The sequence below is a fragment of the Capnocytophaga bilenii genome (assembly GCF_017565765.1).
GTDB lineage: Bacteria > Bacteroidota > Bacteroidia > Flavobacteriales > Flavobacteriaceae > Capnocytophaga > Capnocytophaga bilenii.
Map to the genome: position 1 here is coordinate 217,597 of NZ_JAGDYP010000004.1, position 23,052 is coordinate 240,648.

Genomic DNA, 23,052 nt, shown 5'->3' on the forward strand with positions numbered 1-23,052 from the left:
AAAAAAGAGGCTGCTTTTTAAGGCAGCCTTTTTTTATTACATTATGTATTTCAGGTAATACTCATATACTTTTCCGCTTTCTAAAGCCTCTTCTATCAATGCTTTAGCATCAGCGGGGTGTTTTACTACTTCAGCAGTATAAAGAGCAAACATAGCATTTAGTACAATTATATCGCGTTTAGCCGATTTTTCTTCGCCTTTCAAAATACGCAATAGTATTTCGGCATTTTCATCGGGAGAACCTCCTTCAATATCGGCGTGAAAAGCCCGCTTGAAGCCAAACATTTCGGGGGCAATGGTATATTCTAAAATCTTACCATCTTTTATCTCTACTATTTTAGTTTCATCGCAGATAGAAATCTCGTCTAAGCCATCATTACCTCGCACCACTAAGGCGTGTTTTCTGCCTAAAAGTTTTAGTGTTTCGGCATAGAGGCGCATTACGGGTTCGTGGTATAAGCCTACTAACTGGTATTTTAGTTTTGTATTGGGGTGCAATAAAGGTCCTAATACATTGAACACTGTGCGTATTCCTAATCGCTGGCGTACCTCTTTCACTTCGCCTACTAAAGGGTGGAAGAAAGGAGCGTGAAAGAAAGCTAATCCTTTGCTGTCTAACAGGTTTAGTTGCTTCATTAGCGAGGTTACTACCTCTACTCCCAACGAATCTAACACATCGGTACTACCACTTTTGCTTGTAACTGAGCGATTGCCGTGTTTAGCTACCTTTACGCCCAAAGCCCCCACAATAAAGGCTACAGAAGTAGAGATATTAATCGTTTTAAGTCCATCGCCACCTGTACCACAAAGGTCTATCATAGGGCGTTCATCGGCGAAAGTAGTACTATAAGCCAAAATGTTCTTTACAAAAGCGGTAAGCGACTCGGGGTATAGGCTTTTTTCAGAAATCAATACTAAAAGGGCTCCTAATTGCACTATATCGTAGTGTTTTTTGTTGATAACGGCGCATATTTCCTTAAAGTCGGTGTCTGAAAGGGGTAGGTTATCTTGCAGTTTTTTCAAGTACTTGCTACATACGGCATTAGCTATAAGGCGTTCGCGCTCGTTATTGGCATCTACGTTTTCATCGGGCAGTGTGCCCACCAAGAAGTTTTTGATGATATTTTTGCCGTATTGTGTAAAGAACGATTCGGGGTGAAACTGTATGCTGTAAATGGGTTTCCAACGGTGTTCCATCGCCATAATTACCCCATCGGTAGAAAGGGCAGTAACTTTGAGGGTATCGGGTAACCCACGTTTGCTCACGTAGAGTGAGTGATAGCGCATTACCTCGAAGTTTTTAGGCAATCCTCTAAAAAGCACTGAATTTTCATCAGTGACGGTAATTTCGGAAGTTTTGCCGTGCAAAGGTTCGCTTAGTCGTGCTACAGTAGCACCATTTACCAGTCCTAATGCTTGATGTCCTAAACAAATGCCCAAGATAGGAATATTATCTATCTGCTGTAGTATCTCTAAGCAGACCTTGCTGTTTTTAGGGTGTTTAGGTCCTGGAGAGAGGACTATATGCGAGGGGTTCATCTTTCTGATGTCGGTAAGGGTAATTTGGTCGTTGCGCACTGTTTTGACCTCCTCTACAGTAAGTTCTTGCAAGTATTGCGCTACGTTATATACAAAAGAGTCGTAATTATCTATTAGTAAAATCATTGTTCTATACAGTTTTTGGTAAAAATATTCAATATAGAGGCACGTTTGTGAGTGATTTCGGCATATTCACTATCCTGAGCTGAGTCATATACTATTCCTGCGCCTGCTTGGATGTATATTTTATGTTTTTCGTCCTCTTCTTCGTATCTATTTGCTTCAAAAAAGGCACTACGTATTACAATTGCGAGCTGTACATTGCCATTGAAGTGCAAAAATCCTATGCCTCCCCCATAAGCATTGCGTTTGTAGCTTTCGAGTTCAGCAATGATTTCCATAGCTCGTATTTTGGGTGCCCCGCTAAGCGTACCGGCAGGGAATACGGAAGCAATGACTTCAAATACTGAAACATCTTTTCGCATTTGCCCATATACATCTGAAACGATATGAATTACGTGCTCGAACTGCTTGATGTACATCATATTTCTTACTTGTACGCTTCCTGTTTCGGCAAACTTGCCAATATCGTTGCGTGCCAAATCTACCAGCATACGGTGTTCGGCACATTCTTTAGGGTTATTTAAAAGTTCTTCGGCAATAAGTACATCTTCATTGGCATCTTTACCACGAGGGCGAGTTCCTGCAATAGGGGCTATATATATGGTATCGGATTTTATATCTACCAACACTTCGGGGCTTGAACCTACCACATCGCCATAAGGGGTAGGGAAGTGAAACATATAGGGTGAAGGATTTGCTTCTGACAGCAAAGTGTAAAAATCTAACGAACTCATATCACTTTCTAAACAAAGTTGTTCGCTGAGCACCACCTGAAACACATCGCCTGCCCCAATATACTCTTTTGCTCGTTGTACAGCCCTATAAAAGTGATTGCGCTCTTGGTTTAAATCGGTATGGATATGATAAAAAGGAGTTTTTTTATCTGTTGAGGTAATTGGGGTATTACTCTTGAGAAGTGGCTGGTAATAAGTAGCTTCATTGCCGTAGAACGAATATACTTTGCTCATCTTGGAATAGTGCAAGTAAGCCTTTGCATTGGCAAAGATAAAGGCAGGAAATTCATACTGTTGTTCTTCTTTTACGGGGAGTGTTTCGAAGAAATGAATACACTCATAAGCAAATACGCCGAAGAGTCCTGCAAAGGGAGCGATGGAGTTTTGTTGCTGGTAATAATGTTCTAAGGCGCTGTAAGAATAGTCGTTGGCGGTGATATAGTTGCAATCGATACCGATAATAATCTGGTTGATATCCTCAGCTAAATAGGAGTTGGGGAACTGTTCTCTAATAATGTTGTAATAATAAAGGGGTTTCTCTGTAAGCATAAATATAATTGTTAGATGCGAGCCGTAGGGGCTGTTTTTTATTAACTGCAAAGGTAGTAATAACTTTTCAATTGGCAATTACTATATCAAAAACAATTGGCTTTGGAGGGGGAGAATTTTGAATTCTGAATTTTGAATTTTGAATTTTGAATTGGGGGTGTCCGAAAAGTTTTGTTTTGTGAGGGCGATTGGCTGCAAGCTCGCACCAGCGGTGAATTTTGAATTTTGAATTGGGGGTAGAAAAACTTTGGCAAACTCTGAAAGTTTGCCAAAGTGTGTGGCGCAATCGTGCTTTTAAAACTTTTCGGACACCCTCTGTGTGGCGCAATCTCTTCAAAAAAGGAGGTATGTCGCAATTGTACTATTAATTCGCTTATCCTTCGCTAAACCTTCGCTAAACCTTCGCTCAAGGTTCGCTGGGGAATAATTTTGAATTTTGAATTCTGAATTTTGAATTGGGGGTAGAAAAACTTTGGCAAACTCTGAAAGTTTGCCAAAGTGTGTGGCGCAATCTCTTCAAAAAAGGAGGTATGTCGCAATTGTACTATTAATTCGCTTATCCTTCGTCACATACTCGGCTGTGCCAGCTCGCCGACTTTCCTTCGCTTATCCTTCGCTCGCGAATAATTATGAATTATGAATTATGAATTTTGAATTGGGGGGTAGAAAAACTTTGGCAAACTCTGAAAGTTTGCCAAAGTGTGTGGCGCACGGGTAGCGCACGGGGTGGCGGAGGGAGAGAAAATAATTTTGTGCAGAGCTATATATTCAATAAAAACGGGTATCTTTGCACCATAAACCAATAAGGCAATAAAAATAACCAACAATGAAAAAACAATTATTTCTTCTTTTTCTGTTATTAAGCTTTATAGGCTGTGCGCAGAAAAAAACTATCAAAGTAGCTTGTGTGGGCAATAGCATTACTTATGGCTATTTGCTTGAAAACCGCGAACGCGATGCTTATCCGGCGGTACTGCAACGCGCATTGGGAAAGCCGTATTTGGTGGGGAATTTTGGAAAATCGGGGGCTACCTTGCTAAGCAAAGGTCATCGCCCTTATATAGAACAAGAGGAATACAAGCAAGCGCTTGCTTTTGGGGCTGATATAGTGGTGATTCACTTGGGTATCAACGATACTGACCCGCGCAACTGGCCTAATTATCGCGATGATTTTATTACTGATTATCTCACTCTTATCAATAGTTTTAAGAAGGTAAACCCGAAGGTGCGCATTCTTATTGCCCTGATGACTCCTATAGGGCATACGCATCCGCGCTTTGAGTCGGGGACTCGTGATTGGCACGAAGAAATACAGGGGGCTATACAGCGCATTGCCGAAGAGGCGAAGGTGCAACTGATAGACTTCCACAGTCCTTTGTATGCTTACCCACAGCTTTTGCCCGATGCGGTGCACCCTAATGCTGAAGGGGCTGCAAGGATAGCGGAAGTGGTATACAAGGCTATCACGGGTAATTATGGGGGGCTGCAACTGCCTGCTTTCTATAGTGATAATATGGTGCTTCAGCACGGCAGACCGCTGGTAATTGAGGGGATTGCTAATGCAAAGGCACGGGTAGCTATCAGCATAGGAGAACAACAGCTGAGCACTACGGCTACAGACAATGGGCAATGGCAGCTGATATTAGCTCCTTTGAAAGCTAAAGAAACTTATACGCTAAGCGTTGAGTCGGGGAAGGAGAAGAAGGTGTTTAAGAATATCATAGCGGGCGATGTATGGCTTTGCTCGGGGCAATCGAATATGGAATTTACTCTTAGTCAGGCTTCTACAGGGGGTACTGACATTCCGCAAGCTACGTATCCTACTATTCGCTTTTGTGATATGAAAGCGCGCTGGCGTACTGATGCTGTGGCGTGGGAGCCTTCAGCTCTTGATAGTATCAATCACTTGCAGTATTTCACTCCTGCCCAGTGGCAGGTGTGCAGCCCTGAGACGGCGGCTCAGTTTTCGGCAGTAGGCTACTATTTTGGCAAAAAACTTCAAGAAACAACTGATATGCCAATAGGGCTTATCTGTAATGCGGTAGGGGGGTCGCCTACGGAAGCGTGGGTGGATAGGCATACTCTTGAAAAGCATTTTCCTCGTATTCTCAACGATTGGCGCAACAACGATTTTATAATGGACTGGGTGCGCAAGCGCGCTGGTGAGAACATTGCTAAAGCAAGCGATAAGAGTCAGCGACATCCTTATGAGCCTTGTTATCTTTACGAGGCGGGGATAGCTCCGTTGAAATCATTGGCTATCAAGGGGGTAATATGGTATCAAGGGGAATCGAACGCTCATAATAAAGAGGCTTATAGCAAACTGTTTACCTTGCTTGTAGAGAGCTGGCGTGAAACTTGGCATCAGCCTGATATGCCTTTTTATTACGTTCAATTATCGAGTATCAACAGACCTTCGTGGGGGTGGTTTAGAGAGGCACAGCGGCGTTTGCTTTACTCGGCTTCTCATCTGGGAATGGCGGTGTCTTACGACTATGGACACCCTACCGATGTGCACCCTCAAAACAAGCGCCCTATAGGGGAACGGCTGGCTTATTGGGCTCTTTACGATAGCTACGGGCGCAAAGATATAGTGCCTTCGGGTCCTTTGTGCAAGTCGGTTTCATTCAGAGGTAGTGTGGCTACTCTCTTTTTTGATTACGATAAGGGAATGCATAGTGCTGATGGGAAGGCTTTGCGTAGTTTTGAAGTGGCGGGGCGCAATGGTATTTTCTATCCTGCTACAGCAAAAGTGGTGGGTGAAGCTATAGAGGTGAGCAGCCCTGAGGTTGCGTATCCGCAGCAGGTGCGTTATGGCTTTGCTCCGTTCACCGATGGCAATTTGGTGAATGGTGCGGGACTGCCTGCCAGCACGTTTGTAAAGGGAAATTAGCAAATTGGGGAATTAGCAAATTAGGGAATTAGCAAATTAGATGTTTTGGTGTTATTCCTAAAAACCAAATATTAGAAACACGAGAAGAGCTAGAAAAATGGAGAAAAAGAGAAAAATGTTAAAAAAGATGAGACAATTACTAAAAATTAAAGGAATTATAATCATAATTCTTTTTCTTTTTTCTTGCCAATATAACAAGAACCAAGAAAGTTTTTACATCCAAAGTAGAATAGAAATACGTAATTCTACAGGTTTTTCAGAGTATGAAATGTATTGTTTTAGGAATAAAGCATATGCTGTAAGAGAGAAAATATATTTTAATTCTTTGGGGAAAGTAGATTCAGTAATGATAAGTTCAGGAATATGCTTTTATAGAACTCCTAAAGAAAAACAACTTTCTTTCTCCTTTAGTAATAACGAGGATAAATATCGGAAATATAGTATAAAATTAAATACTTTAAACCATTCTATTATAGATGGAATGGATACAATATATAACTTTCAGCAAAAAGAAGGAAAACTATACTATGAGGACAAAAATAGAGGGTCTTTCTATATTTATGAGATAGGATTTCTCTTTGGCAAAGAAATATGACACCGACAATCTCACTTAGGGGTGGAATTGGCAGTTTGGCAGGAATTTAAAATTAATTATTGGCAATTAAACATTATTTTGTACCTTTGCCCGCAATAACTAAAAAAACATAGAAGCGTATGGCTAAAAATGTAGTGATTGTTGAGTCGCCAGCAAAAGCAAAAACTATTGAAAAATTTCTTGGTAAAGACTATAAAGTAGTATCGAGTTATGGGCATATTGCTGACTTGCCTTCCAATGAATTGGGAGTAGATGTGCAAAACGGATTCAAACCACAGTATTTGATTTCGAACGATAAAAAGAACTTGGTAAAAGAGCTCAAAGCACTTACATCTAAAGCCGAAATGGTATGGCTTGCATCGGATGAAGACCGCGAAGGAGAGGCTATTGCTTGGCATTTAGCGGAAACGCTTCATCTAAATGAAGCTAATACAAAACGTATTGTTTTCAACTCAATCACCAAAGCTGCTATTGAAAAAGCTATCAAGAACCCGCGAGGTATTGATTACAATTTAGTTAATGCACAACAAGCACGCCGCGTGCTTGACCGCTTGGTGGGGTACGAGCTTTCGCCTGTGCTATGGAAGAAAATTAAAAGTGGACTCTCGGCAGGGCGTGTGCAATCGGTAGCTGTGCGACTGATTGTTGAACGCGAGCGCGAAATACAAGACTTCAAAACTCAATCGTCATACAAAATTACGGCTGAATTTACTACTTCGGAAGGGAAAATAGTAAAAGCTTCGCTATCAAAAAGTTTTAATACACAGGCAGAAGCAGAGGCTTTTCTACAAAAAAATATAGGGGCGAACTTCAAAGTACAATCATTAGAGAAAAAACCGACCAAAAAATCGCCAGCACCTCCTTTTACGACTTCTACACTACAACAAGAGGCAGCACGCAAGCTTCATTTTTCAGTAAGCAAAACGATGTCGGTAGCACAACGCTTATACGAGTCTGGTTTTATAACTTATATGCGTACTGATAGCGTAAATTTGTCGCAAGAGGCTTTGAATAGTGCTAAAAATGCTGTTGTACAGCTTTTTGGCGATAAATATAGTCAGGTAAGGAATTTTGCTACCAAGAGCAAAGGGGCTCAAGAAGCTCACGAGGCAATACGCCCTACAGATATGAGCAAACCTACCATAGCTGCTGAACCAGACCAAAATAAGCTATACGAACTTATTTGGAAACGTACTCTTGCCTCTCAAATGGCTGATGCTCAGTTAGAACGTACTATTGCAAAAATAGAAAACGACAAGCATCACGAGCTTTTTACGGCTACGGGCGAAATGATTCAGTTTGATGGATTTTTGAAAGTTTATTTGGAAAGTACGGACGATGAAGACGAAGAGCAAGAGGGGATGTTGCCTACCCTAAAAGAAGGCGAACCACTTACTAATAAAAATATTACTGCTACTGAGCGATTTACGCGTCCTCAGCCTCGTTATACTGAGGCTTCGCTGGTGAAAAAACTTGAAGAATTGGGTATTGGGCGTCCTTCAACTTATGCACCTACTATTTCTACGATTCAAAATAGGGGTTATGTGGAACGTTCTACCTTAGAAGGTGAATTGCGTAACTATCAGCTGCTTAGGCTTGTAAATAACACTATAGAGAAAAAAACACTTACCGAAAGGGTGGGTGCCGACAAAGGGAAACTTATTCCTACGGATATAGGTAGTGTTGTAAATGACTTTTTAGTAGCTCATTTTGATACTATTATGGACTATAATTTTACAGCAAATGTAGAAAATAGTTTTGATCTTATAGCTGAAGGGAATGAAAATTGGACGGAAATGCTTGGTAAGTTTTACACTCATTTTCACCCTATAGTGGAGAATGTAGAAAAGAATTCGGGGCGGGAAACGGGTGAACGCTTATTGGGTACAGATCCTAAAACGGGTCGCCCGCTAAGTGTTCGTTTAGGGCGCTACGGAGCAATGGCACAAATAGGTAACCCTGAAGATGCTGAAAAGCCTATTTATGCAAGTTTGTTGGCAGGGATGTCAATAGAAACGATTACTTTTGAAGAGGCACTAAAACTCTTTGAGTTACCACGCCACTTAGGAATTGTTGATGGTAAAAACGTAGAAGTAAACGTTGGTAAATTTGGGCCTTATGTACATTACGGCGATGCGTATATTTCATTGGTTAAAGGTGAAGATGTTTTTTCGGTAACTTTAGAGCGCGCTAAAGAATTGATAAGCGAAAAGAAGAAAGCAGATGCTCCTATAGCTATCTATGAGGGTGCTGAGGTTACAAAAGGGGTAGGACGATTTGGGCCTTTTATAAAATGGAATAATATTTACATCAATGTAACTAAAAAATATAATTTTGATAGACTGAGCCCTAAAGATGTAGAGGAATTGATAGAAAGCAAGCTACAGAAAGAGCAAGAAAAAGTTGTAAAACAATGGGATGAGGGTGAAATACGCTTAGAGAAAGCGCGCTGGGGTCGTTATACACTCATCAAAGGGAAAACAAAGATAGAACTTCCTAAAGAAACTGATGTAGAGACTTTTAGCAAAGAACAAGCTTTGGCATTATTAAACGAAAAAGCTCCTAAAACGAAAACTACTAAAAAGAAGAAATAATATTTTGGCACGGTATTGGCTACTCTATTCTTATAAAATACAAAGAGAAATGAAAAAAATAGGTTTGCTTATTATAGCTTTCGTGATGGCTGTTGCTGTAAGAGCGCAACAAGTGGGTAGTGCAGGGCGTTTATTGCAAAATGAATATCAGCCTAACAAGCAGTCTCGTGCTGTAATAGGGCGCGGTGGGGTAACTATCAATATTGATTATCGTTGGGAAGCTGATTATAATAGAGGCTATTCGGAGGTATTTATACGTATTCCAGAACAAGGACGCTTTACGGTAAGCATTGGCGACCAAGAAATAACAAATGCCAATGGTATGTTTCGCTTTTTTGACTTAGCCTCAGTATCGCAACCGCTTTCTATATGGGCAGGACGCCAGCTTATTTATAGAGTAACTATCAGCCCGCGTGATAATACACGTATGGTAATGGACTTTTTCACGCAAGGTGGATTGTATTTATTAGACGAGATAACATTGAATAACAATGAGCCTTCATATCACGGAAGGCAGTGGAATGATGTTTGGAATAGGTCATACTCAGGAGGTGATTTTGCAATGCAAATAGGTAGACCAATGCCTCCAGAAGAATATCAAAAGTTTATAACAATGTACAAAAAGCAAACTTTTGATGATGAAAAGCTATCTTTCTTCAATATGCAGAAGAATTTAGTAGTTCTTACTACTGCGCAGGTGGGTGAGCTTATATCATCGCTTTCTTTTGGCAATAGCAAGCTTTCGCTGGCAAAGTCAGCCTACGATCGTGTAATAGACCCTCAAAATTACTATTTGCTACTTGATAAGTTTACTTTTCAAGATGAAAAAGAAAGTTTCAAAAACTTTCTACAATCAGTACAACGCTGATAATGGTATAACAAAAAAGTATAATTTTCTATATAACATAACGGAAAAAATTAGTACCTTTGCACTATAAAATTAAAAACAACTAAAAAATATATAAAGATGGCATTAGAAATAACAGACGGAAATTTTGAAGAGTTGGTACTGAAGAGTGCACAACCTGTATTGGTAGATTTTTGGGCAACTTGGTGTGGACCTTGCCGTATGCTTGCTCCTGTAATTGAAGAAGTAGCTAAAGAATACGAAGGAAGAGTAGTAGTAGGTAAAGTGGATGTAGATAACAACCAAGAGTTTGCTGGTAAATATGGTATTCGCAACATTCCTACAGTTTTAATCTTCAATAATGGTGAAGTAGTAGGTAGACAGGTAGGGGTAGCTCCTAAAAAAGCTTATACTGACGCTTTAGATGAAGTACTTAACGCTAAATAACGAGTAACTTTTTGAAACAAAAAAGCTATCAATAGTCATATGATTATTGATAGCTTTTTTGTTTTGCCAATATAGTATTACAACTAAAGGGCTGCACTGACCTTGTTGGCTAAGTCTTTGAAGGTTTCATCGGTAGGGTGTACTTTTTCTAAGAAAGTCATTTCACTCATTTTGCTGATTGGGATAAGATGCACGTGCACGTGAGGTACTTCAAGCCCTACTACAGCTACTCCTATACGCTCGCAAGGCACTACTTTTTTTAGTGCAGTAGCTACTTTTTTAGAGAAAGCCATTAGCTTTAGATAAAGCTCATCTTCCATATCAAAAATGTAGTTAATTTCCTTTTTAGGTACACAAAGTGTATGCCCTAAGGCATTGGGGTTGATATCAAAAAACGCAATGAAATTATCGTCTTCAGCTACCTTATAACAAGGTATTTCCCCATTGATAATTTTTGTAAAAACACTCATAGTTTTATTGTATTTTAAACGATTAATATTGTAGTTTATTTTAAACCATTAAGCATATCAGCTATTTTCATTCGCTTTTTAGCGGGTAATTGCACTTCTAATAGCTGTATATAACCATCTTTTACGGTTACCTTCATTGTTTTCTTTTCTATGATGAACTTACCTACTTCTTCGCTATGTTCTGCAGGTTCAAATATAGCATCATATACTTTTAGCTGCAATAGTTCCCCGTTCAGAGGCATTTCCGTCCACGCAGTAGGGTAGGGACTCATTCCTCTGATAAGCTGTTCAATAGCCGTGCCATTAGCCTCCCAATTTATCTTGCAAGTCTCTTTGTATATTTTAGGAGCTTCAGCATATGTAATCTCTTTGTTTTGAGGCTGTGTTTGGCAAGTGCCGTTAGCTATGCTATCAACAGTTTGTAGCACGAGTTGTGCGCCTTGCGTCATTAGTTTATCGTGAAGTGTTCCTGCGGTTTCGTGAGGTGCTATAGGAGTAACGGCTTGCTGTATGATAGCGCCAGTATCTATTTTCTCATCTATAAAAAAAGTAGTAACACCCGTTTCTTTTTCCCCGTTGATAATAGCCCAATTGATAGGCGCAGCACCGCGATAGTTAGGTAATAATGAAGCGTGAAGATTGAAAGTACCCAAGCGAGGCAGTCGCCAAACTACTTCGGGAAGCATACGGAAAGCCACTACTATTTGCACATCAGGGGCAAGTGCTTTGAGCGCCTCTACGAAAGCCTCATCTTTTAGTTTTACAGGTTGTAGTACAGGTATCCCCATTTGTTCTGCATACACTTTCACTGGCGATTGATATAACTTCTGTCCTCTTCCAGCAGGTTTATCGGCAACAGTTACTACCCCCACCACATTATAATGGTTTTCTACTAATGCTTTTAGGCTTCCCAATGCAAAATCGGGAGTACCCATAAATACAATTCTCATAACTTTATTTTTATTCACCCAGAAGATTATTTAGGCTTGCAAGGTCAGGAATAAGCACCTGTCTTGCTTTGCTACCCTCAAAAGGACCTACTATTCCAGCGTATTCCAGCTGGTCTATAATCCTACCCGCACGATTGTAACCCAATTTCAGCTTTCGTTGTAAGAACGAAGCCGACCCTTGTTGAGAGTTAACCACTATTTCAGCAGCTTCACGAAACATCGAATCTCGTTCTGAAGGGTCAAAATCACTATTATCAGTAGGATCACTATCAGGCCCCACATATTCAGGCAGTAAGTACGGAGTAGGGTAAGCACGCTGAGCCCCTATATAGTCATTTATTCGTTGCACTTCGGGCGTATCTACAAAAGCACATTGTATACGTATGGGCTCATTGCCCTTAGAGAACAACATATCTCCACGACCTATAAGCTGTTCAGCCCCTGAGCCATCTAATATCGTTTTAGAATCTACTTTTGCAGTTACTTTGAAGGCAATACGCGCAGGGAAGTTCGCCTTGATGATTCCCGTGATAACGTTCACTGTAGGACGCTGTGTAGCAATAATTAGGTGAATACCGATAGCGCGTGCCAGCTGTGCCAAACGTGCTATAGGCATTTCCACCTCTTTACCCGCAGTCATTATCAGGTCGGCAAACTCATCAACCACCAATACGATATAAGGCAAAAACCGATGTCCCTCTTCAGGGTTTAGCATACGTTTTTTAAACTTAGTATTGTATTCTTTGATGTTTCGCACCCCAGCATTCTTCAGCAACTCATAGCGGTTTTCCATTTCTATACACAACGAATTTAGCGTATTTACCACCTTTCGGTAATCAGTGATAATAGCATCTTCATTGTTAGGCAATTTTGCAAGAAAATGCCGCTCTATATGTTCAAAGATAGAAAGCTCTACTTTTTTAGGGTCTACTAGTACAAATTTAACTTCCGAAGGGTGTTTTTTGTAAAGCAAAGAAGTAAGTACCACATTAATACCCACCGATTTCCCTTGTCCTGTAGCACCAGCCATTAGCAAGTGAGGCATCTTAGTAAGGTCTTCTACAAAAGTTTCATTGCTTATTGTTTTCCCAAAGGCTATCGGAAGTTCCATATCAGTGTTCTGAAAGCGCGATGAGTTTATCATCGTACGCATAAACACCGTTGTAGGTTTCTTGTTAGGCACCTCAATACCAATAGTTCCTTTACCAGGGATAGGAGCAATAATACGAATACCCAAAGCCTCTAGTGACAGAGCAATATCATCTTCCAAGCTTTTTATTTTTGAAATTCGCACCCCATCGGCAGGCACTATTTCATAAAGAGTAACAGTAGGTCCCACAGTAGCCTTTATCCGCTGTATCTCAATTTTAAACTTAGATAGCGTCTTGATAATTTTATCATTATTCTCTTTTAGTTCCTCCTCGTTGATGACGATACCCTTGTCTTTAGGCTCATTTAGCAAGTCTATAGTAGGAAAACGATAATCACTCAGTTCTAAGCGTGGGTCGTATTCACCATAGTTATCCACCAATTGTTGCGCTAATTCCTCAGGCGAAAGCATTGCAGGAGGTACGGCAGGCGTAATGGCAGGAGTTACTTCCTCTTCATCTATAGGCTGTGTAATTTCCAGCTCGCCTCCCCCTATTGTAGGGATAAGATTTTTGTGAGTATAAGGGTCTATAGGTGGTTCTTGGTCATTTACAATTTCCTGTTGGGGGAGGGCTTGAGTCTCATCCTCATCTTCTTCATCGTCCTCTTCCTCTTCCTCCTCTTCATCTTCTTTCGCCGTTTCAGCAGAAGTTTCACTATTACTATGAGTTTTTTGGCTGAGGGTTGTTATAAGATTTTTGGTGTTAGCTACTATTTTTTGCAAGTTTAGTTTCATCTTGATTGTAATAATTACAAAACCGATGAAAAGCAATACCAATGCCGTACCCATCGCCCCTATATAGTCTTGTATCCAATGGTTTAGCTCATAGCCAGCAGTTCCTGCCCATACAGTAGCCTCTCCTTGACAAAAGCCCAATACGGCAGATATATATATCATTATCAGCACCCCCCAATAACAGAGATTTACAAGGCGTTTTACATTTCTAAACACCAAATTAATCCCTATGAGGAACAGTAAGCCTACCCCTATGAAAGTAGCAAAACCAAAGCCTTTGAATACAAAAGTATCAGTAAAGAAGCTACCCCCTTTATTTCCGCCATTTTCGGGTAATAGGCTGCGGTCGCTTAGGTTAGCAGCGATGCTTTGGTCATCTTTCCAGTAGATAAAGAAGGTAAAAAATACATAAGCCAAGTACAACGAAAATAGTATAAAGGCAATCCCAAGGATAATCCGCGAATTACCATTGCCTGCCTTCTTCTTTTTAGATGGTTTTGCTGGCTGATTGTCAGCCTGTTGTTTTTTCTTAGCCATTAGTTTCTAACTCGTTTTTATGGGGCAAAGATACAAAACAAATCACAATTAACAACAAAAAAATAGAGAGTATTCAAAAAGAATTTACCACTCTTTTTTGAATACTCTCTATTTTTAGACAATAGCCTTGCCTATTTGCCAAGAGCTGCTAAAGCCTTTTCGTAGTTAGGCTCATTGGTGGTTTCAGCCACTTGCTCAGTATATACTACCTTTCCTTGCTCATCTACTACTATTACACAACGTGATAGCAATCCTTTTAGCGGACTATCAGTAAATGTTACGGGATAATGAGCCGAAAAATCACCGCGAAAATCTGATGCCATTACAAGATTGTCAATGCCTTCAGCAGCACAAAAGCGTCCTAAAGCAAAAGGCAGGTCTTTTGATATACACACAATCGCTACATTAGCCACTTTGGCAGCTTCAGTATGGAATTTACGTACCGAAGTAGCACATACACCTGTATCTACACTTGGGAAGATATTTAGGAGCACTTTTTTGCCTTTAAAATCAGCCAAAGCTACTTCTTTTAACTCATTGGTTACACAAGTGAAGTTGGCTGCTGTAGAACCTACTTCAGGAAGATTACCTGCAGTGTGTGCAGGCTGTTCGTGAAATGTAATATTTGCCATTTGATTACGTTTTTTAGTTATTATTTATGTATTACAATTTGCAAAAATAATGCCAAAATATCTTTTATTATTACCATTCGCCTTTTTCTAGCGATTTGCTACTGAATATAGTTCTCCAAGTATTTTCTTGGCACGCAATAGAGTAACCTTCACGTTGCTCATTGTAATATGCATAGTTTCAGCAATTTCCTTGTAACTTTTTTCTTGCAGATAACGCAACTCTATAACCGTTTTGTAGGGTTCTTTAAGTTGCCCAATCATTTTTAGTAAAGTGTCAGATTGTTGTTGCATAATGAGGTGGTCTTCCCCAGTAGGCGATTGGTCGGCTATCCATCCAGATTCCCGCTCTTCGGTACCTAAGTGCAATAACATTTCATCTTGCTGGCGTAGCATATCTATGTGAATGCGCTTTGAAATGGTTATCAGCCACGTCCTGAAAGAGTATTGTGCGTCATATAGTTCTATTTTGCTAAACGCACGAGCAAAAGTTTGCACAGTAATATCCTCAGCCTCTTGTTCATCACCCACCCTTTTCAGTTGAAAATTATATACATCGCTCCAATAAGCATCCAGCAAAGCACTAAATGCGCGCTGGTTGCCTTCTTTGGCAGCAGTTATATGATTTTCTAAGCTATCAGTCATTATTTTTTACGGCATTCTTGTTCATCAGGCATACGACCACAAAAGCTACAAGGTTCCCCTTCAGGATTCAAAAAAGGACTTTGGCTAGCGCAAGATCCAGAGAACTTACCTCCTTTTTTACCCCATATTTTTATTGCCATACCTCCTACACAAAGAAGCAAAATTCCTATGGTTAATAATGCTAATTTCATAATTGTTTTTTATTAATGTCAGTTCTATAATTCTAATTTAATGTGTTTCTATTATATCAAATCAAAAACACTTTTCACGGCAGGCACTCGCTCGCACGTAAATCCTTCCGCAAAATCTGTACCAATTAGCCTTCCAAGGTCTCGAGCGCGATAGGTTACACTGTCTAAGAAGTTACGATCAGAGATAGGCGTAGTAGGCTCGTTGCTATTGCTATCGTAAAACTGCGAACTATAAGCTAACACAGCATTTACTTTAGCTTCCATAAATCCTGTAATATCCACTACAAAGTCAGGTGTTATATTTTTCCATTGTATATAGTGATACACCACCTTAGGTCGCCAAGCACTTTGCGCTTTGCCATCAAGGGTAGTCTCAATACGGCGAAGCCCACTGAGGAAGCAAGCATCACTAACCAATTTGCTGCCCTTACCATGGTCAATATGGCGATCATCTACAGCATTGCAAAGTACTATATCTGGCTGGTACTGACGTATCTTTTTGATAATTTCTAACTGATGCGCCTCATCATTCACAAAAAAACCATCTCTAAACTTCAAGTTCTCGCGCACCGTTACTCCTAATAGTTCTTTCGCTTTAGTAGCTTCCTGATGGCGTATTTCAGCACTTCCACGCGTACCAAGTTCGCCTTGTGTCAGGTCTATGATACCCACAGTTTTGCCTAAGCTAATTTCCTTAACAATAGTGCCTGCCGCCCCCAATTCTACATCATCAGGATGCGCCCCAAAAGCTAATATATCTAATTTCATTTTTAATGTTTAAATTTTTAATTATTAATCTATTCTATCTACACCCCAACTGCTTGTGTGGCTCGCACTAAATCTTTATATAAGCCCGTTTTCCACCCTTGTTGTCCTATAAAGCTCAACAGCTTATCAAAACGTGCTATCATATCCTCACCCGTATTGCACATCACATAGGCAGGAAAATTAAATTCCTTTTGGTGCAAATCTGTAAATTCCCAAGGGTGAAAGTAAAGCGCCGCATATCCTACCGATTTTACACTCCTTTTTAATAAAAAGCGGTATAACCATAAAGGAAAATTGTGAAAAGAAAGCCAAAATAGCGGTATTCTAAAACAGCTCACCGCTGTAGGTATCTGCCAAAGTCCATTTTCGTTAAAATAATGTCTCGGAACGCTCAGTTTATTGTACCTACCAGGTAAAAATGTAGGATTGATAGATGAATTATACCTATAGCCAGCCTCTTTTACAGCTTTAGCAGTTACTTCCAGCATTCTAGGCATACGCAAGCCCTCTATTGTTACCCCAAATTCTCCTTCAAGAGCCTCTTTTGATAATTTCAAATGAGCTTCCTCAAAATCAGAATGAAAGTAAGTATGCGATGCCAACTCGTGCCCTTCACCTATAAGCCGCTCTATCAGGTCAGGTACTTGCTGTGCAAATACCACAGTCGAGAAAAACGTAGCACGCATTTGGTGTTTTTTGAGCAAGTCTAATATTGCGATAAGTCCTGCCCGCGAAATAGCTATTTGTCGCTCAAAAGCAATGTCGTAGCCGTATTCTTTGGGCATATCAAACTCTTCTATGTCAAAACTCAAATAAATCATTGTTGTTATTTATGAAAAACTACTTTCTTGAATGATGTAGTTAGGTCTATCCTTTGTTTGTTTAAATATTTTTCCTATATAAATACCTATAATACCCAGTATAATAAGCTGTAATCCACCAAAAAATACAATGGTCATAATCAGTGATGCCCAGCCCGATATTTCAGTGCCACTCACAAAAGCGTAAATTACATAAGGAATATACAACAGCGACAAAAGCGAAAATCCAAAGCCCAAAAGCACTGCTATATAAAGAGGTTTTACACTAAAAGCTGTTACCCCCGAAAGGGCTAAGTTCATCATTTTCTTCACTGTATATTTGCTTTCTCCAGCAAACCGCGCTTGTGCGGTATAAGGCACATAGCACTGCTTAAAGCCTACCCAAGGCACAATGCCTCGCAAAAAAGGCTCATTCTCCTTCATCGACCTAATTACCTTCACCACAGCACGATCCAACAAACGAAAATCTGCCGAACCTTCCTTAATTTCTATATCCGAAAGCATATTCAGCAGCTTGTAAAACTGTTGTGATGTTTTTTGTTTCTTTTTAGGCGTATCAGCAGGATAAGTGCGCAAGGTAGCCACCACTTGGTTGCCTGCCTCCCATTGTTTTACCAATTCAGGTATAAGCGAAGGTGGATGTTGCAAATCAGCGTCAAGTGAGATAACAGCATCGCCAAAAGCAATGTCAAGCCCTGCTTTTACAGCCAATTGGTGCCCAAAATTGCGAGAAAAAGATAGGTATTTTACCCTTTCGTCTTCGGCAGCTAATTGTTTTAGTATGTTTAGGCTATTATCGCTACTTCCGTCATTCACGAAAATAAATAAATAGTCATAATTAGATAACTTTTCAGTAAAAACCTTTCTTACTTGCCTATAAAACGCTATAATATTTTCACTTTCATTATAGCAAGGCACTACTATATCTATTATTTTCATCTCTACTAACTAATTTTTATGAACTACCAACTTACCACTAACCATCTCCCATACTATCGCAAGCCATACCAGTGTTACAGGCACTGCCCTTAATGAATATCTGATAATATAAGGCTCTTTCAGCGGCTTAAAAATATCAGTAGGCGACAGCGAACCCAGCATAGCCAGTACAAGCAACGTTATTTTCACCTTCATAGGCAGTTCACTCACCATAAACCATACCCCCACACCCATATAAGCTATTATATAAGTACTATTTTCAGTCCCCGTACTGAATAAACATAAAAATATACTTGTAGAAGCCAATAACAACAATCTGAAATTTAAATCCTTATAGCGGTCAATACGCAAATAAGGCAAGGCAAATAATAGTAAGCCTACTAATATTACTATTCCGTTGTTGTTGTAAATGCCCGTGCGTTGCAAAAAGCCTAATAAAGACAAATTTTGCAAGTTATACACTGTTACCCCAGTGTTCGAATTGTTTTTTTCAGAAAGAGATACCCACCAATCATAGTATTGCGAAAGCACATAGTCAGGCGAAGTAAAAAGCATCGGCAGGCACCCCAATACTACCAACCACAGCACCCCACTCCATACAAAACGCCATTTATCCTTTGCAAAGAAAAAGAAAGCAAGCCCTACAATGCCATAGAGCTTTGTCAGAGTGCCTATTACTATAAAAAGCGTAGCCCAATGGCTCTTTCCACGCTGTATAAATACAAAACTCCCTGCCAAAAGGGCTATAACGCCTATATTGAATTGTTGCATAGCCGCAGCTGTATACATATCGTGAGCAGCGATAAGCAATACCCCTATAATACCCATTTTAGGCAAAGGCAATTGCCTGATAGCCCAATACAGAAACCCCGCATTGGCTATAATCCACAAAGTGCACCCCAGCCACTTAGGCAATATAGCAAAAGGAGCAATTACAATACTAAACAATATCCCATAATGATTCGTATCAAAATACTCTTCAGGATAAGCAACATACAGAGGCAATTGCTTAAGAGTGTGCCAAAAAACACCATCAAAAATAAGATAATTGTTAAACTGACCCCTTATAAAAACATTCTGCACTATGGTCGCCAAAGCCAAGCCAAACCATAGTATCGTTATAAAGCGATAATCTGTAAAAAATTTTGCACGCATTATTGTTCAATCCATTGGGTTACCTCATCACTTGTAGGCAAAGTGCGCGGAGCAATCACCTTTTCAAGTCGCCCATCCCTACCTATTAGGTACTTTTGGAAATTCCATTGCACTTTGCTATCTTCTACGCCGTTTTTTGCCTTCTGAGTCAAAAACTGATACAAAGGATGCATCTCTTTCCCTTTTACAGATATTTTTGCCATCATCGGAAAACTCACCCCGTAATTGATACTGCAAAAAGAAGCAATTTCCTCATTACTACCAGGCTCCTGACCCAAAAAGTTGTTAGCAGGAAAACCTATAATGATAAAATCCTTATCTTTATATTGTTGATAAAGCCCCTCTAATTCTTTGTATTGAGGGGTAAGCCCACATTTAGAAGCCGTATTTACAATCATTATTTTCTTGCCTTTAAGCCCCGATAAAGCATAGGCATTGCCGTTAATATCTTCTACGGTAAATTGGTAAATAGTTTGATTATCAGCCGATTGTTGTGCTTGTGAAAGTTCCATAGCCATTACAAATAAAATTAAAGTATAAAAAAGTTGTTTCATAGGTAGAAAATTAAATTTGCAGCAAAGTTACGCAAAATGATTGAACTTTCAATAAAAAAGATTATATTTGCGCAAAAAAATAATCATTATGTTTTCAGAAAAAGCCTTTAAAATATTTGAAGAAAGCATCGCGCACTACCACATTGCCGATGATGTATATCAACCCTTCACCAATCCATATCCTACTTCCGATTTGCTCAACCACTTGTTATATCGCAAAAATTGGATTGATACCGTGCAATGGCATTATGAAGATATTATCCGCGACCCACACATCGACCCCGTAGCAGCCCTTGACCTCAAACGCAAAATCGATGCGTCCAACCAAGACCGCACCGATATGGTAGAGTATATAGATAGTTATTTTTTAGATTTTTACAAAGGAGTACAGCCACTCCCTACCGCTACTATCAATACCGAAAGTCCCGCTTGGGCAGTAGATAGACTTTCTATTTTAGCGCTCAAAATCTATCATATGCAACAAGAAGCAACCCGCCCCGATGCCACTTCCGAGCATCGCGCTAAATGCCAAGAAAAACTCAATACACTCCTCGAACAGAAAAAAGACCTCTCAACAGCCCTCAACCAGCTTTTAGACGATATCGCTGCAGGCAGAAAGTATATGAAGGTCTATAAACAAATGAAAATGTATAACGATGAGGAGTTAAACCCCGTACTTAGAGGAAGTAAATAAGAGATAAAAAACTGCCCAACTATTCTGGAGCAGTTTTTTTATTTATTCTTTACCTTATAAACTAATTCTTTTATCATATCTTCATCGTATTCTTCAAAAGATATTTCTCCAAAATCTTTTTTAGTAAGTTGGGTGTTAGTAGGTTTACTTTCCCACCAATTGATAATCTCTCCATATCTATGAAGAAAAATATCCTTCTTCTGTTCGTCATATTTGAAAGTGATGTACTTTTCAGAATCATATTTCTCAAGTACTTGATTAAATAATTCAATAGTAAAAAAATTGTTCTTTATAGAGATGTTGCCAAAGTTATCTCCAAAAGAATTAGGGTAAATTGTTGAATTATAGGACATTTTATATAGATTATCCCCTTTGTTGAGTAGCACTATAACGGGAGCAACAGTCCAATCAATATCTCCAGTAGCTGAAAAATGAGTATACTTATTATCAAAAGCTAAGATCATATCTTCTAAATTATCTTGATTGAGGTTGCATTTATAACTTTTCTTTAATATAAATATCTTCGTGTTCTCTATACGTTTTATAAGTTCAGAAATCTTTTCGATGTAAATGAGTCGGTGATGATCATAAAAAATAGTACCATCTTCATTTACCTGTACATCTTTAGGAGTAATAATAGTATCATTACTTTGTTTAGGCATTTCCTCTTCGCCGAAATCTTCTTTAGGATTTTCTTTTACATCATTTGCTTGAGAGACTTCATTATTCTCCTTTTTATCAGAAGGTTGCCAGCAATTAGCCACAAGTAGAGAAACGATTAATAGATAGAGTATTCTTTTCATAAAAAATGTATTTTAGGAAGACGTATTAATATATGGTATTTTAATTCTGTTTTCTATTCCCCGCTGGCGCAAGCTTGCAGCTTGTGCCCAATTCAAAATTCTCTTTACACCGCACTACTGCGCACTGCGAGGGTGTCCGAAAAGTTTTAAAAGCACGATTACGCCACACACTTTGGCAAACTTTCAAAGTTTGCCAAAGTTTTTCTACCCCCCCAATTCATAATTCATAATTCAAAATTCATAATTCAAAATTCCCCCTCCCCCCTGTCTATAAATATCCTCAGCATCACTTGCTCGGTTATTTTGCAGAGCAGTAAGAAGTTGTGGGGTAGGGGTAACAAGTTCGGCAAAAACCTCCAAAGCAATAGGCTGGTAGCTACTATTAGGTTGCAGCTTACTTACTAAGGCAGTCAGTTCTACCTTAGCGTCAAGCATATTAGCAAGCACTATGTTTTCGTAAGCAGGCAAATAGCCCAATTTACACTCTTCGTAATATACCGCCACTGCAAACGAATCATATATATTCTCACTTTCGTGTTTTAACAACAAAGGGTCACCCTCTTTTAATAGTTCTTTTACAGAACTATAGCTATAGTATTGCACACCGCGAATATAGTTATCATAAATCTTCACAAGGCTCTTTCCCAACAAGTTCGTAGGCAAAATAAGCCCCGAAGAAGCCAAACCTAAGGTTTTTAAAAATTCTAATCGGTTCATAACAAAGTTTTAAGAATTAGTCATTGAAAAATATCTTTCAAGCACCATCAAATGGCATAATTCTTCTGTTTTTTTATTCCAGAAGCCAGCCGTATGCTGTTGCGCATTTTTTATAATCGCTTCACAAGCCTCAGGATGTGCAATATAGTACTCCAATTGAGCTTCCAAGTCAGAGTAATCAGCAGCTATTTCTATATAATGCACTCCGCCCACCAAAGTACCCTCCATAAACCACGTTTCAATAGTAGGCTTAGGCATCACAGCCACCGAGTTAGACGACATTATCCATTTCAGGTTAGTAGCCACATCATTACCTTGCAAGCTCAGTACAAATTTATAGTCCAAATGCTCTTTGAGTCCCATTTTAGGTTTTTCCCATTCAGCTTTGCCTATCCCTTTTTTACCAACACTTCCCAAATCACACAATTTATGTCCAAAATATTTATCGTAGAAATCAAATCTATGTTGTTGATAAATAGCGCCTCTTCCTATTAATAAGTTCTTTTTATGCCGAAAAGGTTGGTCGCCAACAATGCGTATATAGTGGCGAGGTTCATCAAGTTTTAGCAATACCGAATTTTCATTGCCATCACCTATCGGTCTACTCTTTACGAGGCTTGCCGTTTTTGGGATATGAATCACATCACCAAATACAAAGTCAATAGCATTATTTTCATCAAAATAACGAGCATAACGGTAGGTATCAAAATAGTAAGCCTTCGGACTTTTAGGCGATCTCAAATCCCTAATATACTTTTCTCCAGATAATACAACAGGAGCCGAGAGCTTGCAGTAGTAAGTTACACGCGCTTCTAAGGCAGCTAATTGCTCTTCACTCATTTCAGCTTTTAGCGTAGCCATTCTTTGCTGGTAGCCGCCCCGTTTTCCTAAGAATACAATAGCATAATTACGAAGATAGTACCAAAGTTTATTCTGTTTTATAATTTTCATTCACTCTAAAATTTAGGGCAAA

At 39.4% G+C, this 23,052-nt stretch carries 22 protein-coding genes; 6 read left to right on the plus strand and 16 right to left on the minus strand.

Features of this window, described 5'->3' with window-relative positions; genetic code table 11:
- Positions 1-36 precede the first annotated feature (36 nt).
- Both trpD and J4N46_RS06890 read right to left on the minus strand, forming a co-directional pair.
- The gene (gene trpD, locus J4N46_RS06885; protein ID WP_208058687.1) at positions 37-1,665 is read right to left on the minus strand and encodes an anthranilate phosphoribosyltransferase; all 1,629 of its coding nucleotides are present in this window, start codon (positions 1,663-1,665) and stop codon (positions 37-39) included.
- Complete coding sequence (locus J4N46_RS06890; RefSeq protein ID WP_208058688.1) at positions 1,662-2,945, minus strand: anthranilate synthase component I family protein; 1,284 nt, start codon at positions 2,943-2,945, stop codon at positions 1,662-1,664. The genes trpD and J4N46_RS06890 overlap by 4 nt, the downstream gene beginning before the upstream one ends.
- An 826-nt stretch (positions 2,946-3,771) precedes the next feature.
- Between J4N46_RS06890 and J4N46_RS06895 the strand changes: the two genes are divergently transcribed.
- The 5 genes from J4N46_RS06895 (at position 3,772) to trxA (ending at position 10,321) form a co-directional block, all read left to right on the plus strand.
- Positions 3,772-5,838, plus strand: a complete 2,067-nt coding sequence (locus tag J4N46_RS06895; protein WP_208058689.1) for a GDSL-type esterase/lipase family protein — start codon at positions 3,772-3,774, stop codon at positions 5,836-5,838.
- Between the two features lie 97 nt (positions 5,839-5,935).
- A complete protein-coding gene (locus J4N46_RS06900; RefSeq protein WP_208058690.1) occupies positions 5,936-6,433 on the plus strand; it encodes a hypothetical protein in 498 nt (165 codons plus the stop codon).
- A gap of 119 nt (positions 6,434-6,552) precedes the next feature.
- Positions 6,553-9,027: a type I DNA topoisomerase gene (gene topA / locus J4N46_RS06905; RefSeq protein WP_208058691.1), complete on the plus strand. Its 2,475-nt coding sequence runs from the start codon at positions 6,553-6,555 to the stop codon at positions 9,025-9,027.
- A gap of 49 nt (positions 9,028-9,076) precedes the next feature.
- Positions 9,077-9,895: a DUF4476 domain-containing protein gene (locus J4N46_RS06910; RefSeq protein ID WP_208058692.1), complete on the plus strand. Its 819-nt coding sequence runs from the start codon at positions 9,077-9,079 to the stop codon at positions 9,893-9,895.
- Between the two features lie 99 nt (positions 9,896-9,994).
- Positions 9,995-10,321 carry a thioredoxin gene (trxA, locus tag J4N46_RS06915; RefSeq protein ID WP_208058693.1) on the plus strand — a complete coding sequence of 109 codons (327 nt, stop codon included), beginning with the start codon at positions 9,995-9,997 and terminating at the stop codon, positions 10,319-10,321.
- An 83-nt stretch (positions 10,322-10,404) separates the two neighbouring features.
- Here trxA and J4N46_RS06920 read toward each other — a convergent pair whose 3' ends face one another.
- The 11 genes from J4N46_RS06920 to J4N46_RS06970 all read right to left on the minus strand — a co-directional run bounded on the left by J4N46_RS06920 (position 10,405) and on the right by J4N46_RS06970 (position 19,823).
- Positions 10,405-10,791 carry an HIT family protein gene (locus J4N46_RS06920; RefSeq protein WP_009416630.1) on the minus strand — a complete coding sequence of 129 codons (387 nt, stop codon included), beginning with the start codon at positions 10,789-10,791 and terminating at the stop codon, positions 10,405-10,407.
- A 35-nt stretch (positions 10,792-10,826) separates the two neighbouring features.
- On the minus strand, positions 10,827-11,741 hold the full coding sequence (gene fmt / locus J4N46_RS06925; protein ID WP_236013872.1) for a methionyl-tRNA formyltransferase: 915 nt from the start codon (positions 11,739-11,741) through the stop codon (positions 10,827-10,829).
- Positions 11,742-11,751: 10 nt separating this feature from the next.
- Complete coding sequence (locus J4N46_RS06930; RefSeq protein ID WP_208058695.1) at positions 11,752-14,163, minus strand: FtsK/SpoIIIE family DNA translocase; 2,412 nt, start codon at positions 14,161-14,163, stop codon at positions 11,752-11,754.
- 131 nt (positions 14,164-14,294) lie between these two features.
- A complete protein-coding gene (tpx, locus tag J4N46_RS06935) occupies positions 14,295-14,795 on the minus strand; it encodes a thiol peroxidase (protein WP_208058696.1) in 501 nt (166 codons plus the stop codon).
- A gap of 87 nt (positions 14,796-14,882) precedes the next feature.
- Positions 14,883-15,437, minus strand: a complete 555-nt coding sequence (locus tag J4N46_RS06940; protein ID WP_009416634.1) for an RNA polymerase sigma factor — start codon at positions 15,435-15,437, stop codon at positions 14,883-14,885.
- The gene (locus tag J4N46_RS06945; protein ID WP_009416635.1) at positions 15,437-15,628 is read right to left on the minus strand and encodes a hypothetical protein; all 192 of its coding nucleotides are present in this window, start codon (positions 15,626-15,628) and stop codon (positions 15,437-15,439) included. Before J4N46_RS06945 ends, J4N46_RS06940 begins: the two co-directional genes overlap by 1 nt.
- A 51-nt stretch (positions 15,629-15,679) precedes the next feature.
- Positions 15,680-16,396, minus strand: a complete 717-nt coding sequence (gene bshB1 / locus J4N46_RS06950; protein ID WP_208058697.1) for a bacillithiol biosynthesis deacetylase BshB1 — start codon at positions 16,394-16,396, stop codon at positions 15,680-15,682.
- Between the two features lie 38 nt (positions 16,397-16,434).
- A complete protein-coding gene (locus J4N46_RS06955) occupies positions 16,435-17,217 on the minus strand; it encodes a polysaccharide deacetylase family protein (protein ID WP_208058698.1) in 783 nt (260 codons plus the stop codon).
- Between the two features lie 9 nt (positions 17,218-17,226).
- The gene (locus tag J4N46_RS06960) at positions 17,227-18,156 is read right to left on the minus strand and encodes a glycosyltransferase family 2 protein (RefSeq protein ID WP_208058699.1); all 930 of its coding nucleotides are present in this window, start codon (positions 18,154-18,156) and stop codon (positions 17,227-17,229) included.
- 9 nt (positions 18,157-18,165) lie between these two features.
- Entirely contained in the window at positions 18,166-19,311 is a 1,146-nt protein-coding gene (locus tag J4N46_RS06965) for a glycosyltransferase family 87 protein (protein WP_208058700.1), read from the minus strand.
- Entirely contained in the window at positions 19,311-19,823 is a 513-nt protein-coding gene (locus J4N46_RS06970) for a glutathione peroxidase (RefSeq protein WP_394369231.1), read from the minus strand. Before J4N46_RS06970 ends, J4N46_RS06965 begins: the two co-directional genes overlap by 1 nt.
- Before the next feature lie 130 nt (positions 19,824-19,953).
- Between J4N46_RS06970 and J4N46_RS06975 the strand changes: the two genes are divergently transcribed.
- Positions 19,954-20,559 (plus strand): DUF4254 domain-containing protein, encoded by a 606-nt coding sequence (locus tag J4N46_RS06975; RefSeq protein ID WP_208058702.1) that lies wholly within the window; start codon positions 19,954-19,956, stop codon positions 20,557-20,559.
- 38 nt (positions 20,560-20,597) lie between these two features.
- Here J4N46_RS06975 and J4N46_RS06980 read toward each other — a convergent pair whose 3' ends face one another.
- From J4N46_RS06980 to J4N46_RS06990, 3 genes are all read right to left on the minus strand, one after another.
- Positions 20,598-21,362, minus strand: coding sequence for a hypothetical protein (locus J4N46_RS06980; protein ID WP_208058703.1), 765 nt, complete (start codon positions 21,360-21,362; stop codon positions 20,598-20,600).
- Between the two features lie 231 nt (positions 21,363-21,593).
- Positions 21,594-22,079 carry an HIRAN domain-containing protein gene (locus tag J4N46_RS06985; protein WP_208058704.1) on the minus strand — a complete coding sequence of 162 codons (486 nt, stop codon included), beginning with the start codon at positions 22,077-22,079 and terminating at the stop codon, positions 21,594-21,596.
- A gap of 9 nt (positions 22,080-22,088) precedes the next feature.
- Complete coding sequence (locus J4N46_RS06990; protein WP_208058705.1) at positions 22,089-23,030, minus strand: glycosyl transferase family 90; 942 nt, start codon at positions 23,028-23,030, stop codon at positions 22,089-22,091.
- Between the last annotated feature and the right edge of the window lie 22 nt (positions 23,031-23,052).